We start from the raw sequence: 14,774 nt of genomic DNA on the forward strand, positions 1-14,774 counted from the left end.
AGCTGATACAGCCCGCCCAGACAGATAGATAGATAGATAGATAAGGGTATTCGCCCGGCCAGGCCGGGCATTGATCAGAAAGTTGAATCAGGCCTGGGCGAACGCCGGTTGTGCCTGCGAAGTCGACGGCTTGAGCAGCAGCAAGCAACCGGCCGCGATCACGAAGACGATGGCAAACACGCCATACAGGTGCAAGGGCTGCCAGCCGGCATCCAGCAGAAAACCGGCCACAATGGGCGACAGGATCGCGCCGATACGACCAATGCCGATCCCCCAGCCCACGCCCGTCGCTCGTACGGATGCGTCATACACCACTGGCGACAATGCATAGAGCCCGGCAACGCAACCGTTGGAAAACAGCCCAATCAGCAATCCAAGCCCAAGCGCGGCCATGACCGAAGACCCTGAGCCGACAAACAGCACCAGCAACCCTGCGGTAATCAACATGAACAGCGACAACACCCGGGTCAGCGGCCAGCGCGATGACAAGCCGCCGATCAGCGCCGCGCCAAAAATCCCGCCCACGCTCAACAGCACGCCGCCGGTAATGCCCTGTTGCGCCGAAAGCCCGGCCGACACCAGCAGTTTTGGCGTCCAGCTCATCACAAAGTAAAAGCCGAACATCACCAGGAAGAACAACAACCAGATCAGCAGCGTGGTGCGGCGCATGGCAGGCGCCAACAGCTTGGTCAGGCTTGAACTGGATCCTGCCGTGCTCGCCACGACAGGGGGCATTTGGCTCAAGACCGGCTGACCCAGGCGCCGGGCCAGGTTATTGATGCGCTGTAAGGCCGTGGCCGGGCGGCGCGCAAGCAAAAAGTCCAGCGACTCGGGCAGCCACAGCAACACCAGCGGGATCACCGCAAAGGTCACAACCCCGCCGAAGACAAACACCGAACGCCAGCCCCAATGCGTCAACAACCAGACCGCCAGCAAGCCGCCCAGTGTCGCGCCCAAAGCATAGCCGGTGGATTGCAGACTCACTGCCAGGCCGCGCCAGCGCTTGCTGGCGTACTCGCTGGCAATCACGTTGCTGCTGGCCAGAATCCCGCCAATCCCCAGCCCCGTAAGCCCGCGCAACAGCGCCAGCTGCAATGGGGTCTGGCTCAGCGCCGAAAGCAGCATGCCCGTGCCGCTCACCACCAGGCACAACAGGATCAATGGGCGTCGACCGATGCGGTCCGCCCAGGGCGCAAGAAACAGTGAACCCGCCGCCATGCCAAACAGCCCGGCACTGAGCAACATGCCGATTTGCGCTCCACTTAGGGCCCACTCCGCCGACACTGAAGCCGCCGTGAACGCCATTACCAACACATCAAAGCCATCGATCATGTTCAACACGATGCAGATCCCGATGGCGAGCCACTGGAAGCGCACCATCGGACCGTTATCCACGCGAGCTTTCAGATCGATATCCATCATTGCACCTGCCTGTCGCAAGCGACCCGGACAAGGCAAACGCAAAACACGGCAGTGCGCGCAGACATAAAGCGGACAGAACCCTGACAGTTCTGTGCTCTGGATAAGCCTTTCATGACGAGACCCTTTTTTTGTAATTTTTATGGGCGACGGTCAGGAAGGAATCCAGCCATCGCCAGGGCGCTAGTCAACCCGTTAATGGATCCACAGGCAATATGATGGATTGTCACAATCTCAAGAACCCCTGCCCTCAGATCCTGAAACCGGCGCAGGGATAATATTTTTTTCCTTTAAATACAATACCTTGGATTAAAAAGACCCTCTACACTTTAGCGTTCGATTATCGACCAATCTCGTAGCCAGAAATCCTGTCTGGCCACGAACCCAGTATTAGTCACTTGAAAATCGATTTATTGGATCCACTGAAGCAGTGTTTTCCGGGTATCACTCGACAAACGCCAGGCTCGCCTGTGCGCCACGAATGGAGGCGATTCGGTAGTCGGCTTCTGGCAATAGATAGGCAAAAAAGAACTGCGCAGTTTGTAGCTTGCCGGCGCGTACAGGGTCGCTGTCGGGCAGCAAACGGGACACCCGCGCCCCTCGTACCCAGGCAAACCCCAGCAGGGCCACCCCGCACAACCGCAAAAAGTCCCCGGCAACCCGATAGGGGTACTCGACCTCTTCGCCAGCGCGCTCACGAACTGCGCCCACCAACGCTTCAAGCTTGTCGCACAGTCGCTCCAGCTCAGTGCCAAAACCGGCACACTCCGAGACCTCCAAAGCCAGCGCGGACTCCTGGCGCATCACCGCCAGCAACTCGGCAAACGCCCGGCCGTCATCGCCCAGTACTTTGCGCAACAGCAAGTCATTGGCCTGGATCTCGTTGCTGCCTTCATAAATCATCGCGATCCGGCTGTCGCGCAGGGTTTGCTCGATCGCGAACTCGCTGACATAGCCGTAACCGCCGAACACCTGCAAAGCGTTGCTGGCCTGGCGAAACCCCTGGTCGGTGAAAAATGCCTTGATCACGGGCGTCAGCAGTTCTGCCAGTTGCAGGGCGCGCTGTCGCTCGGCCGGACTCTCTTGGTGCTCAGCCTCATCGAGCAGATGCGCCACCCAATAGCCCACGGCCCGCATCCCCTCGGTGCAGGCGCGCAACTCCAGCAAGGTGCGGCGCATGGCCGGGTGAAAATGGATCGGGTCGGCGGCGTCGGCACTGACGCCTACAGGCCGCACCGGCGCACGCATCTGCTTGCGTTCCAGGGCATAGTCACGCGCGTTCTGCCACGCCGCTTCGGCGTGCCCCAGCCCCTGCAGACCCACGTGCAGCCGCGCCGAGTTCATCATCACGAACATCGCCGCCAGGCCGCGATTAGCCTCGCCAATCAGCCAGCCTTGTGCCTGCTCGAACACCAGCGAACAGGTCGCGCTGCCCTTGATCCCCATTTTGTGTTCGATACCATCGCAACGCACGGTGTTGACCTGATGGTGGTCCAGCAGCTTGGGCACCAGAAACAGCGAAATGCCCCGGCTGCCAACAGGCGCACCGGGCAGTCGTGCCAACACCAGATGCAGGATATTTGCGCTCAGGTCGTGTTCGCCGCCAGAAATAAACAGTTTGCTGCCGCTCACACGATAACTGCCGTCGTCTTGCGGCTCGGCACGACAGCGCAGCAGGCCGACGTCGCTGCCTGCCTGCGGCTCGGTCAGGCACATGGTGGGCAAGACTTCACCGCTGACAATCTGCGGCAAATAACGCGCCTTGATCCACTGCGGGGCATGGGCCTTGAGGCACAGGTAGGCACCATGGGCGATGCCGGTGTACATGGCCCAGCCATGATTGCTGGCATAGAGCATTTCCTGCAGCGCCGCGTCGAGCAGCTGCGGCAAGCCCTGCCCGCCGTAGGCCTCATCGCACGCCAGGGCTGACCACCCGCCTTCGGTGTAGGCGCGATACGCCTCGACAAATCCGGCGGGCGTCGTCACCCGGCCCGCGTCGAAACTACATCCCTGGCGGTCGCCACTGCTGTTGATCGGCGCAAGCACCTGGGCGCTGAACCGCCCGGCTTCTTCGAGCACCTGGCGGGCCAGCGCCAGGTCCAGCCCCTGGAACCGCTCTGTCTGCGCCCAGGCCTGCGGGGCCTCAAGCCAGTGTTCAATCACAAATTGCATGTCGCGCAGCGGCGCCTGGTATTGCCACATGGGAAAACCTCAAATCGTGGAAAAATGCGGATTCTCGATCAGTACCGCCATGCCCTGGCCACCCCCGACACACGCAGCGGCAATGCCATAACGCAGGTTCTGTTCGCGCAGTTGCCGCGCCAGGGTCAACACCAGACGCAATCCGGTGGCGGCCAAGGGATGCCCCAGGGCAATGGAGCCGCCACGGCAATTGAGTTTTTGCAGGTCGAGTTCCAGCACCTGAGCCACGGCCAGAACCTGTGCACCCTGCGCCTCGTTGATTTCAAACAGATCGATCGCGTCCAGTGCCAAACCGCTGCGCTGCAGCAACAACTGGATCGCAGGCACCGGACCTATCCCCATCAATTGCGGCGCTACGCCGACCACCGCCGTCGCCAGCAGAGTGGCCAGGGCCGGCTGCCCCACCGATGCACGGGCGACCAGCGCAGCAGCGGCGCCATCCACCACTGCGCAACTATTACCCGCCGTCTGCACACCACCCGGGTGAATGGCCCCAAGCCTGGCCAGGGCTGCGGCGTCGGTGGAACGCGGATGACTGTCGAGGCTGACCGACTCACATCCACGCGGCAGGCTGATACCCCTCGGCTGGTAGCCCTCCAGCTCAAACACTTCATTGCGCAGGGTGACGATCTCACCTGCCAGCCAGCCGCTGATCTGTGCGTGAAGTGCCTGCTGGTGACTGTTCAGGGCATATCGGTCCACCGCCTCACGGCTCAGGCCGTACTCCGTGGCCAGGTTTTCCGCCGTGGCGATCATGTCCACGCCGGGAGCCGGGTCGTACAGTGCCTCCCAGAGAAAATCCTTGAACTCGACCGGCGCCCCCAGGCGGAATCCACCGCGATGGGTGTAGCCGGCAATCGGGTTACGGGACATGGACTCAGTGCCCACGCACAGCGCCAGTTCCATGCCGTCCTGCAGCTGCCCGGCAGCCTGGCGCAGCAGTTCAAACCCGGTGGCGCAAATCCGTTGTACCGCCAGGGCAGGCACCTGTTGTGCCACGCCACTGTAAAGGCCCATATGGCGCGGCAACATGTACGCATCGAAACTGGCCTGGGCCATTGAACCCGCCAGTACCGAGTCCACTGCCCCCCCGTCCAGCCCGGCGCGGGCCAGTACTTCACGGGCGACCTTGATCCCCATGTCGATCGGTGAAACCTGGGCCAATGCCCCGCGCAGGTCGACCCACGGTGTACGAACCGCCTCAAGAATGGCGACATCGGTGAATGCCGAGTACTGCCCCCCAGGGCTCACGACGGCTTGCCAGCACGCAGGATCGAAGGCGCCTGCCCGCGATATAGCGCTTCCACATGCGCCGCTCGCCATTGCAGCACTGCACGCTGATTGATCGAACCCTTGTCGGTGATTTCACCGCGATCGATCGACGCAGCCTCATCCTGCAGCGCGATCCATTCCAGACGACTGGCATTGCCACTGGCCTGAAGATTGAGCCGCTGCAACCAGTCCGCAAACCACTGGCGCACCGGCTCACTGGCCAACACTTGCGCCTCACTGGCATCGGCGGGCAAACCCGATAACTGTCGGCACTCATACATTCGCGCAAACACCAGGGCCCCCAGGCATTCGCGATCCGGCGCTGCAATCACCAGATCCTGAACATAGGGCGAACCTTCGAGCACGGCCCGGTTGCGCAGCGGCCCCACGCTGACAAACACCCCGGATGACAATTTGAAGTCCTCGGCCAGTCGTCCATCGAACATCAACCCCCATTGCGGGTTGCAAGGATCGGCCAGCTTGATGGCGTCACCGGAGCGGTAAAAGCCTTCATCATCAAACGCCTCGGCACTCTGCTCGGGGGCGCGCCAGTAACCGGGCATGATGTGCGGGCCGCGAAAGCGCCCTTCCAGCTTGCCATCCACCGGTACCAGACGGACCTCACAGCCCGGCGCCGGCAGACCGATGTAACCGGCCATCGACAACGGTCCGGTGGTGAAGGTGCATGAAGGCGAGGCTTCGGTCATGCCCAGCCCGGCCATCATCCGGATGCGTTCGCCACAGTGTTGCTCGGCAACCCGGTCGAGGCGGTCCCAGATACTTTGCGAAAGGCCCGCCGCGGCGAAAAAGAACAGTTTGATGCGGGCAAAAAAACGCTCGCGCAACTCGCTGTCGGTTTCCAGCGCCGTGACCAGTTCTTCCCAGCCTTTAGGCACGGTGAGGTAGGCAGTAGGCGAGATTTCCTTGAGGTTGCGCAGGGTTTCGGCAAAGCCCTGAGCCGTTGGTTTACCGCCATCCAGGTACAGCGTACCGCCGTTGTACAGGACGATCCCGAGGTTATGGCTGCCGCCAAACGTGTGGTTCCAGGGCAGCCAGTCCACCAGCACCGGGGGTTCTTCGGCAAATACCGGAAAGGTCTGCAACAGCATTTGTTGATTGGCACAAAGCATGCGCTGGGTGGTAATCACCGCTTTGGGCAGCTTGGTCGAGCCTGAAGTGAAGAGAAATTTGGCGATGCTGTCCGGGCCTGACGCCATGAACGCAGCCTGGGCCTCGGCGCCGCCCGGCTGCTCCAGCAAACTGGCAAAGCTCACCTGGGGCCGCTCCGCCATCTCGCCGCGTACCGCTACCAATGGCGTGTCTGCGGGCAATACCGCGTCCACGGCACGCTGATAAACCGCCGCGTCACTGACAAAGATCAGGCCCGGCTGCAACAGGTCGCAGACATGGCGCAATTTGGCAAAATCCTGGGACAGCAACGAATAGGCAGGCGAAACCGGACAGTAAGGAATACCGGCGTACATCGCCCCCAACGCCATCTGCAAATGCTCAATATCGTTGCCCGACAGGATCGCCAGCGGACGCTCTGCTCCCAGGCCATAGGCCAGCAGGCTTTGTGCAATGGCGCGAACGTCTTCCAGCATCTGGGCATAGCTGATGCGACGCCATTGGCCGTCACTGTCCCGTGCGGCGATAAAGGTCTGCTCGGGACGGATTCGCGCCCAATGCTCAAGGCGATCAAGCAAGCGTTCGGGCATCGGCTCCAGGGTTTCCAGGGAGCGCATGTGCAAGATGCCGCCGACCTCCAGCACTTCGACCGCCGGGTGACCGATGGCCACCTCGCGATAACGTGGCGTCGGTGTAGGGGACTTGGCCGGGGAATTGAATTCGAAACTCACGTCATGCTCCTCCATCAAGGCATGCGCTGCCCGTCCGACACTTAAGCGGCATGGCGCAGGCATGGCTCCTTGTTATTGTTATGCCTTGTGCAGACGATCAGATCGGGTAGTGGCGCGGCCCGTTCTGCAAGGTGATCCATCGCAACTGGGTGAATTGCTCGATCGACGCCTTGCCGCCAAAACTGCCGTATCCGCTGGACTTGACCCCACCGAAAGGCATTTGTGCTTCGTCGTGAACCGTAGGGCCGTTGATATGGCAAATGCCCGATTCGACCCGCTGGGCCAGCGCCAGGGCACGCCCGGTGTCGCGACTGAAAATCGCCGCCGACAAACCGAACTCCGAATCGTTGGCCAGGCTCAGCAAGGCCTCATCACCGTCACCGCGCAGCAGCACGGCAACCGGGCCAAAGGACTCTTCGCGGTACAGGCGCATGCTCGGGGTTACGCCATCGAGCAACGCCGGTTGCATGATGCTGCCCTCGACCTGACCGCCCACCACCAGCCGCGCGCCTTTGCCGACCGCATCGTCGATCAGTGCCTTGATCCGCACACCGGCGCTGGCATCCACCAGAGAGCCGAGTACCGAGCCGTCCGCCTGAGGGTTACCTGCGCGCAAGGTGGCAACCTTGGCCGCCAGCTTGTCGATAAAGGCATCAGCCACCTTGTTGTCCACGATCAGCCGCTCGGTGGACATGCAGATCTGGCCCTGATTGAAGTAAGCGCCAAAGGCTGCGGCGTCGACTGCGGCGTCAAGGTCAGCGTCGTCCAGCACCAGAAACGGCGCCTTGCCCCCCAGCTCCAGAAGGGCCGGCTTGAGGTGACGGGCTGCCAGTTCGGCAACAATGCGCCCCACGTGGGTTGAGCCGGTAAAGTTGACCCGGCGCACCGCCGGATTGGCGATCAGTCGCTCCACAATCGCCGGTGCATCTGCCGGAGCATTGCTGATGACGTTGACCACGCCATCGCCCAGTCCCGCATCCTGCAACACCTGGCCAATCAACCGGTGAACGGCCGGGCTCAGCTCGGAAGCCTTGAGCACCACGGTGTTGCCGCACGCCAGCGGCATGGCCAGCGCACGGGTGGCAAGAATCACCGGGGCATTCCAGGGCGCGATGCCCAGGATCACGCCACAGGGTTGACGCAAGGCCATCGCAAAACTGCCGGGCACATCGGAAGGGATCACTTCGCCGTTGATCTGGGTGGTCATGGAGGCGGCCTCACGAAGCATGCCGGCCGCCAGCTTGACGTTGAACCCATACCAGTTGGCCATAGCCCCGGTTTCGCCCGCCGCCTCGATAAACTCGCTCGCCCGTGCCTGCATCAACTCGGCAGCAGCGAGCAGCCGCGTACGTCGTTCATTGGGCGCCAGCGCAGCCCAGGCAGGAAAAGCAGCCTGAGCCGCGGCAACTGCGGCATCGGCATCTTCCAGAGTGGCGGCGGCCACGCGTGACACCACCTCACCCGTCACCGGGTTGCAGCGCTCGAACGTTCGGCCATCACGGGCCGGGCACGACTTTCCGCCGATGAGCAGGGGCACGTCCAACATGGTGATTCCTCTTTATTGTCTTTATCGGGAATTCATTTACAGGGTGCGACCGGCGCACCCTGAACAGCGAGATTAGCGCTTGTAGGCTTGCAGGCCTGGCTTGATGCTCTTGTCATCGAGGAATTGCTTCATGCCCTGCTCACGCCCGCCTTCGGTGTCCAGCAGTCGCGACTGGTCGAGTTTGGCGTACAGGTAATCTTCGTTCTGCTCCCAGGTCAGTTCGCGGCAGCGCTTGAAGCCATGCTTGGCCGCACGCAGAACAACCGGGTTTTTCTCCAGCAGATTGCGCGCCAGCTCAATGGTGACTTCACGCAGCTGCGCCAGCGGCACGCTCTCATTGACCAGGCCCATCTCGGCGGCTTTACGCCCGTCGAAGGTCTTGCCGGTCATGATGTAGTACAGCGACTGGCGGTGGCCTACGGTGTCTGCCATTGCCTTGCTGACCAGGTTGCCCGGTGGAATGCCCCAGTTAATCTCCGACAGGCCAAACGTAGCCTCGTCGGCGCAGATGGCCAGGTCGCACGCCACCAGCGGGCTGAAGCCGCCACCAAAGCACCAGCCATTGACCATGGCAATCGTTGGCTTGGCGTACATGCGCAGCAACTTCCATTGCCACTGCGACGCTTCACGGCGGATTTTCTCCTGAAGAATCTCGGGACCGGCGTCCACTTCGCGAAAGTACTCTTTCAAGTCCATGCCCGCCGTCCAGGCATCGCCCGCACCGGTCAACACCAACACGCCAGCTTGCGGGTCCTGCTCCAGGGTTTCCAGCACGTCGATCATTTCACGGTTCAGGGTCGGGCTCATGGCATTGCGTTTTTCCGGACGATTGAGAATCACCCAGGCGATGCTGTCTTCGATTTCGACTTTGACGGTTTTCCAGCGGCCTTCGTATTGGCTCATAGCGATTGCTCTCTTGTTGTTCGCATGAAGATGAGTAAAAACTAACCGGCAAAATTAGTTATGTCAATTAACCATTAATTAAATTAATCAAATTTTTTGGCAGCAAACGCTCGTAAAATAACGCAGCGGTGGCTATCAACCTTCAACCGCGGCAAACTAGATAGGTTTATTAACTTCATTCGAGCAAGGACCCCTCTATTTATGGCCAAGTCAGCCACCCCTGTCGTCGCCCAAGAGGCCCTGCCTGAAAGCCCGGACGTACAGCCCCCCCTGGACACCGCGCTGGACGAACTGATCGGCTATGCCATGCGTCGCGCCCAGCTCAAGCTGTTCCAGAACCTGATCAGCCGACTGTCGGCCCATGACCTGCGCCCGGCGCAGTTTTCGGCAATGGCGATCATTGACCAGCATCCCGGCCTGATGCAGGCAGACCTGGCCCGTGCGCTGGCGATTGAGCCTCCGCAGGTGGTGCCATTGCTCAACAAGCTGGAGAGTCGGGCGTTGGCGGTACGGGTTCGTTGCAAACCCGACAAGCGCTCCTACGGCATATTCCTGAGCAAGACAGGCGAAGCCCTGCTCAAAGAGCTCAAGGCCATCGCTGCCCAAAGCGACATCGACGCGACCTCGGCGCTGGATAGCGCCGAGCGTGAAGAACTGCTGCGCCTGCTGAAAAAGGTGTATCAGGAGTAAGCCGGGGCTGTAGCCACTGCGTAGCAGTTGACGAGTAGAACGAGGCTACGTTCGAGCGCGCAGCGGTCGCAAAACCTCAACACGCGCAGTGCCTGATTAACCGTGCAAGCCGGTTTCACGACTGCTTCGCACGGCTCGTCAGCTGCTACGAACGCTGCGTAGCAGTTGACGAGTAGAACGAGGCTACGATCGAGCGCGCAGCGGTCGCAAAACCGCCCCTACCAGATCGGCAAGGTATAGATGGCCAGAAAGCGGGTCTGGTTTTCATCGCGAAAGGCCGCACCTGTCGGGAAGTCGTTTCGGTAAATAGACTCCCTCGCCAAAAGACCCAGGTTTTTCAGCGGCCCGCTCTGGATCACGTACCCCAGCTCCATCTGAAACTCGCGCTCCTTGCGATCATCCGCATTCAAGGACGCTAGTTCGATATTGTCACCGCGCACATAACGCAACCGCCCTTTCAATCCCACCACCCCCACCGCCGTGAAGTCGTAGTCGTAAATGGCCTGCCAGGTGCGCTCCTTGGCATTGAGAAAGTCCGAACTCATGGTCATTTCGCTCATGCCCATCAGCTCTGTGCCGGAGATATATGGCGTTGCCGTATCACCGCTGGAATGCATATAGCCCACGCTTAAACGATGCCCCCCCAATCGATAACCCAAGAGCGCCGATGCGTTGATGTTGTCGACCTTGCCTGCTTTGGCACTGCCCGCCTCATCACTGAAAAAACTGCGCAGGTCGGTGGTCAGCACGCCGTCACCCAAGGGCAGGTCATGCAGCAATGCCAAGGTGCTTTGCTTGTACAAATCCGCCACCTCGACATGGTAGGCACGCAGGCTCAGGTTTTTGTTGACCTGATAATCACCGCCGCCGTAAGCCAGGTGCGAGGTTTCGGCCGAGCCCTTGAATCGGCCATTGGGGGACGCGATGGTCATGGCCTGGTAGTTGGTGGAGTCACGTTTGTTGATCGCGTCGATATAACCGGTGTTGAAGGTCAGGCCGTCAATCTCCTTCGAGCTGACGATGGTTCCGCGAAAAGTCTGGGGTAATAGCCGCGACGGGCTGGCAAAGGCAAACGGCAGAAAGATCGAGACATCACCGGTCTTGAGCGTGGTCTGGCTCACACGCAACTTGCCGGTGAAAGCCAGTCGCGAGTACTCATCCGCCGCCTGTTTGTCGCTGTTGACCGGCAGCAGTTCGGTGCCGCTGCGGTCAGGCGACGAGTGCAGACCGCGCACATCAAGTCCGAAGCCAACCGTCCCTTCGGTAAAGCCCGACTCCATGTTGGCAATGAAGCCCTGAGCCCATTCCCGCGCAGCGGTCTTGGCGCCATCGTCCTTGTAATCACGGTCCATGTAGTAATTGCGCAGGGTCAGGGTGCCGTGGCTGTCTTCGATAAATCCCTGAGCCCACACCTGGGGCGTGAGCAGGCACAGGGCAATGCACGAAAGCGGGAACAAGCGCAGGGCGCCTTGGTTGAGCGTATGCATATTGAATGTCCATTTATTGTTTTTTTTGACAGAACCAGAACGCTCTCATGGCGTTTCCTGAGCCAGAGAATGGAAACAACTCAAAGCAACGTCAATCATAAATGACCGATAATCGAACATTATGTTTCTTATCTAGTTTTGATTATCACTGGCAGATACGGGCTAAAAGCCTGTCTTAAACACCTTAAATCTCATCTTGAAGCCAATAACAATCTCAGCTTCTTTTTTTAGTTATCTTTGTTAATCTTTATTTGGCTCGCAGAAAGCCCCCCTACAAAAACAATAACGAGGTTCGTCCATGAACACTCCACAGCATCGCTCGACGCTGACAATCGCTTTGTGCTTTATCGTTGCGCTTATCGAAGGGTTCGACCTGCAAGCCGCCGGCACTGCCGCCGCAGGCCTGCGCCAAACCTTTGCCCTGGACCCGAAAATGATGGGCTGGGTGTTCAGTGCCGGGATCATCGGCCTGCTGCCCGGCGCCTTCTTCGGCGGCTGGATTGCCGACCGCATTGGTCGTAAAAAAATCCTGATCGGCGCGGTCATCCTGTTTGGCGTCTTCTCCTTGTTGACCGCCTATGTAGACAGCTACTCCCATTTGCTGCTGGTGCGATTCATGACGGGCCTTGGTCTGGGCGCCGCCCTGCCCAACCTGATCGCTTTATGTGCCGAAGCGGTTGACGAACGCCGTCGTGGCACAGCGATCAGCATCATGTATTGCGGCGTGCCACTGGGCGGCGCATTGGCAGCGGTAGTGGCGATGTTCTCCCATGACCACTGGCAAACCACTTTTATCATCGGCGGACTGGCCCCGTTGCTGGTGGTGCCGCTGATGATCATGCTGCTGCCCGAGTCCCGGGTTTTCCGCCAGGACGTCAGCCAGGCCTTGCGCGTGTCCACGGGCCAGGCACTGTTTGGTGAAGGTCGTGGCCGTTCGACCCTGGCGTTGTGGCTCAGTTACTTCTTTACCCTGACCGTGATGTACATGCTGCTGAACTGGCTGCCCACGTTGCTGCTCGCCCAGGGCTTTACCAAGCCGCAGGCGGGCATGGTGCAAATGCTGTTCAACATAGGCGGTGCTTTGGGCTCCTTGCTCGGTGGCCTGCTGCTGGACCGCTGCAACCCGATCAAGGTGGTTCTGGGCGTCTATGCCGGGCTACTGGCATCACTGGCCGGGATCGGCTTTTCGGTAGGGATTGTGCCCGTGGCCACCGCAGGCTTTGCCGTGGGCCTGTTCGTCATGGCGGCGCAGCTGGTGCTGTATGCAATGGCTCCGCCGCTGTACCCGACCGCCGTACGAGCAACCGGTGTCGGCGCTGCGGTCGCTATTGGGCGCCTGGGTTCGGTTGCAGGTCCCTTGGCCGCAGGTCAGATCCTCGCCGCCGGGGCAGGTACGGCCGGGGTGCTGCTAGCGACCTCTCCGGGACTGGTGATTGCGGCATTGGCGGTGATCACGGTGATTAACCGCGCCAATCAAAGTGCGAGCCTGAAACCGGGCTTTGTGGCCGCTGACCAGTAACCCAAGGCTGCGCTCTGTGGCTTGGAGCGCCTCGACAGCGTGTTTGTTTAGGTTCTGCCGATCTCAGGATTCAAAGGTTTGAATCCTGAGATAACCGGTTGTCTGTTATTAACGTTCGATGCACCGCACAACCATAATCGAACCTCAAGGACGACCCGCAATGCCATCCACTCCTCCCCAACAGGCCAAGGGCGTCTTCGGGCTCTTCTGCCTCGCCAGTTACCTGTTGTCGTTGTCTTATGGCACCACTTTTTTACTGGCCATGATGCTCAGTGCCCACGGCGGCAGTGAGTCGGATGCGGGTACGATCATCTCGGTCGCCATGCTCAGCACCTTCATGGCCGTGATTTTTTCCGGCCATCTGACCGACCTGTTCGGCGCTCCCAGGGCCATAGCCTGCGGGGCTCTGCTGCTCGCCGCGGCCTGCCTGGGTTTCGCCACCTTGCCGGGTCATGGCACCGCAGTACTGATCTTTGGCTTGGTGCTGGGGTTGGGCTGGGGAGTGTTTTACACCCTGGGGCCGATCGTCGTGGCCATGCTCATCGAGCCCGCGCAACGGGTGAAACACTTCGCCTTGCTCTCGGGCAGCATGATGACCGGCATCGGCACCGGGCCCTTGCTCGGCCGGGCCGCCCAGGCATTGGGTTATCCAGTGGAGTCGGCGTTCCTGGTGGCGGCCTTTGCCAGCCTGCTGGGTGGTCTGGTGTTTGTGGTCATCGGCCCTGAAATCAAGCGTCAGCACAGCACCCTAGGCCCTGTCATAGCCTGCAAAATAACGTTGCCGGCCACTGGGCGCGTACTGCGTTCCAAGGCCGTGTTCGCGATCATGATGGTTGGCCTGGGCGGTGCCATCTTCGGAGGGTTGTCCAGTTTTCAAACCTCCTACGCGACGCTCAATCAGCTGGACTATTCACTTTTCTTCCTGGGCTTCATGGGTGCCGCAATCACCTGTCGCCTGCTGGTTGCGGGGTTGATTGTCAGGCGCGACCCCTATGTCATGTCCTGCTTGCTGACGGCCTTGATGGTGGTTTCGGTGTTGATGCTGATGTTCTTTGTCAGCTCCGGGTTCACCTATTTATTGGCTGCCATTGTGCTTGGGGTCGGCTACGGCCTGACGTACTCGGTAATCAACGGCCTGGCTGCCAACGAAGCACCTGCCGGGCTGACGCCACAGTCGCTGGTGCTGTTCAGCCTGGCGTATTTTGTCGGAGTATTTGGTTTCCCCTGGCTGGCCGGGCAGATCATCGTTAACTACGGAATGCACACCCTGCTCTGGATAATCCTGGGGATTGCCTTGTGCAACTGGTCCATTACCCTGGGCCGCCTGGTATGGCGGCTGCCTCTGTTCCAGAACACCCCCCCACCCCGGACCTTCGCGAGCAGGCTCGCTCCCACGGTTAAAGTCCCTCCGGTCACTCAGCCAGGGAGCCTGCCTTCACCCCCCCACACTCCAACGGAATAATCTGCGCAGTGCCATGCCGAACCCCGCGTTCGGCCATCACATGACGCGCCAACTCCGTCACCTCCCCCACTGTGCCCTTGAGCACCGAGACTTCCATGCACTTGCCCTGATCCAGGTGCACATGCAGCGTCGACAGCGTCAGGTCATGGTGCTCATGAAAGGCCGTATTCAGACGCTTGGACAACTCCCGCGTAGCGTGGTCATACACGTAGCTCAAGGTCGCGACACAGGCACTTTGCGGGTCACCCTGCTCCGGTTCCAGCAACCCGGCACGCAACAAATCACGTATGGCCTCGGAGCGCCCCTGATAGCCGTGGGTACCCACACGCGCATCAATGGCAGCCAACAAATCATCGTCCAGCGAAATAGTGACCCTCTGCATCCAATCAGCCTCGCAGTTATGAACTTTTGACAT

The 14,774-nt window shown here is 60.3% G+C and carries 11 protein-coding genes; 3 read left to right on the top strand and 8 right to left on the bottom strand.

What is annotated here, in order from left to right; translation table 11 throughout:
* Window positions 1-87 precede the first annotated feature (87 nt).
* The 6 genes from RGV06_RS04370 to RGV06_RS04395 all read right to left on the bottom strand — a co-directional run bounded on the left by RGV06_RS04370 (window position 88) and on the right by RGV06_RS04395 (window position 9,201).
* Window positions 88-1,419, bottom strand: a complete 1,332-nt coding sequence (locus tag RGV06_RS04370) for an MFS transporter (RefSeq protein ID WP_322149469.1) — start codon at window positions 1,417-1,419, stop codon at window positions 88-90.
* A 444-nt stretch (window positions 1,420-1,863) separates the two neighbouring features.
* Window positions 1,864-3,621, bottom strand: coding sequence for an acyl-CoA dehydrogenase (locus RGV06_RS04375; protein ID WP_322149470.1), 1,758 nt, complete (start codon window positions 3,619-3,621; stop codon window positions 1,864-1,866).
* Between the two features lie 9 nt (window positions 3,622-3,630).
* Window positions 3,631-4,872, bottom strand: a complete 1,242-nt coding sequence (locus RGV06_RS04380) for a thiolase family protein (RefSeq protein ID WP_322149471.1) — start codon at window positions 4,870-4,872, stop codon at window positions 3,631-3,633.
* Window positions 4,869-6,752 carry a feruloyl-CoA synthase gene (locus tag RGV06_RS04385; protein WP_416194551.1) on the bottom strand — a complete coding sequence of 628 codons (1,884 nt, stop codon included), beginning with the start codon at window positions 6,750-6,752 and terminating at the stop codon, window positions 4,869-4,871. The genes RGV06_RS04380 and RGV06_RS04385 overlap by 4 nt, the downstream gene beginning before the upstream one ends.
* A gap of 97 nt (window positions 6,753-6,849) precedes the next feature.
* Complete coding sequence (locus RGV06_RS04390) at window positions 6,850-8,298, bottom strand: aldehyde dehydrogenase (RefSeq protein WP_046810618.1); 1,449 nt, start codon at window positions 8,296-8,298, stop codon at window positions 6,850-6,852.
* Window positions 8,299-8,370: 72 nt separating this feature from the next.
* A complete protein-coding gene (locus RGV06_RS04395) occupies window positions 8,371-9,201 on the bottom strand; it encodes a p-hydroxycinnamoyl CoA hydratase/lyase (RefSeq protein WP_019822412.1) in 831 nt (276 codons plus the stop codon).
* A 201-nt stretch (window positions 9,202-9,402) separates the two neighbouring features.
* Here RGV06_RS04395 and RGV06_RS04400 point away from each other — a divergent pair, with 201 nt between their 5' ends.
* The gene (locus tag RGV06_RS04400) at window positions 9,403-9,891 is read left to right on the top strand and encodes a MarR family winged helix-turn-helix transcriptional regulator (protein WP_322149472.1); all 489 of its coding nucleotides are present in this window, start codon (window positions 9,403-9,405) and stop codon (window positions 9,889-9,891) included.
* 218 nt (window positions 9,892-10,109) lie between these two features.
* On the opposite strand, the gene RGV06_RS04405 is transcribed toward RGV06_RS04400, so the two are convergent.
* Complete coding sequence (locus tag RGV06_RS04405) at window positions 10,110-11,378, bottom strand: OprD family porin (RefSeq protein ID WP_322149473.1); 1,269 nt, start codon at window positions 11,376-11,378, stop codon at window positions 10,110-10,112.
* A gap of 298 nt (window positions 11,379-11,676) precedes the next feature.
* Here RGV06_RS04405 and mhpT point away from each other — a divergent pair, with 298 nt between their 5' ends.
* Together mhpT and RGV06_RS04415 are read left to right on the top strand one after the other, a co-directional pair.
* Window positions 11,677-12,897, top strand: coding sequence for a 3-(3-hydroxy-phenyl)propionate transporter MhpT (mhpT, locus tag RGV06_RS04410; RefSeq protein WP_322149474.1), 1,221 nt, complete (start codon window positions 11,677-11,679; stop codon window positions 12,895-12,897).
* Window positions 12,898-13,057: 160 nt separating this feature from the next.
* Window positions 13,058-14,359, top strand: coding sequence for an MFS transporter (locus tag RGV06_RS04415; RefSeq protein ID WP_019822406.1), 1,302 nt, complete (start codon window positions 13,058-13,060; stop codon window positions 14,357-14,359).
* Here RGV06_RS04415 and nikR read toward each other — a convergent pair.
* Window positions 14,310-14,741: a nickel-responsive transcriptional regulator NikR gene (nikR, locus tag RGV06_RS04420; protein WP_322149475.1), complete on the bottom strand. Its 432-nt coding sequence runs from the start codon at window positions 14,739-14,741 to the stop codon at window positions 14,310-14,312. The two genes, RGV06_RS04415 and nikR, sit on opposite strands and share 50 nt — an antisense overlap.
* Window positions 14,742-14,774: the final 33 nt, after the last annotated feature.

This window comes from Pseudomonas sp. CCI3.1 (assembly GCF_034313985.1).
Taxonomy (GTDB): Bacteria; Pseudomonadota; Gammaproteobacteria; order Pseudomonadales; family Pseudomonadaceae; genus Aquipseudomonas; species Aquipseudomonas psychrophila.

Bases quoted from the DNA above. Each gene is read 5' to 3' on its own strand.
- RGV06_RS04375 (WP_322149470.1), bottom strand. From the start codon at position 3,621: ATGTGGCAATACCAGGCGCCGCTGCGCGACATGCAATTTGTGATTGAA.
- mhpT (WP_322149474.1), top strand. From the start codon at position 11,677: ATGAACACTCCACAGCATCGCTCGACGCTGACAATCGCTTTGTGCTTT.
- RGV06_RS04415 (WP_019822406.1), top strand. From the start codon at position 13,058: ATGCCATCCACTCCTCCCCAACAGGCCAAGGGCGTCTTCGGGCTCTTC.
- RGV06_RS04405 (WP_322149473.1), bottom strand. From the start codon at position 11,378: ATGCATACGCTCAACCAAGGCGCCCTGCGCTTGTTCCCGCTTTCGTGC.
- RGV06_RS04370 (WP_322149469.1), bottom strand. From the start codon at position 1,419: ATGGATATCGATCTGAAAGCTCGCGTGGATAACGGTCCGATGGTGCGC.
- nikR (WP_322149475.1), bottom strand. From the start codon at position 14,741: ATGCAGAGGGTCACTATTTCGCTGGACGATGATTTGTTGGCTGCCATT.
- RGV06_RS04395 (WP_019822412.1), bottom strand. From the start codon at position 9,201: ATGAGCCAATACGAAGGCCGCTGGAAAACCGTCAAAGTCGAAATCGAA.
- RGV06_RS04390 (WP_046810618.1), bottom strand. From the start codon at position 8,298: ATGTTGGACGTGCCCCTGCTCATCGGCGGAAAGTCGTGCCCGGCCCGT.
- RGV06_RS04400 (WP_322149472.1), top strand. From the start codon at position 9,403: ATGGCCAAGTCAGCCACCCCTGTCGTCGCCCAAGAGGCCCTGCCTGAA.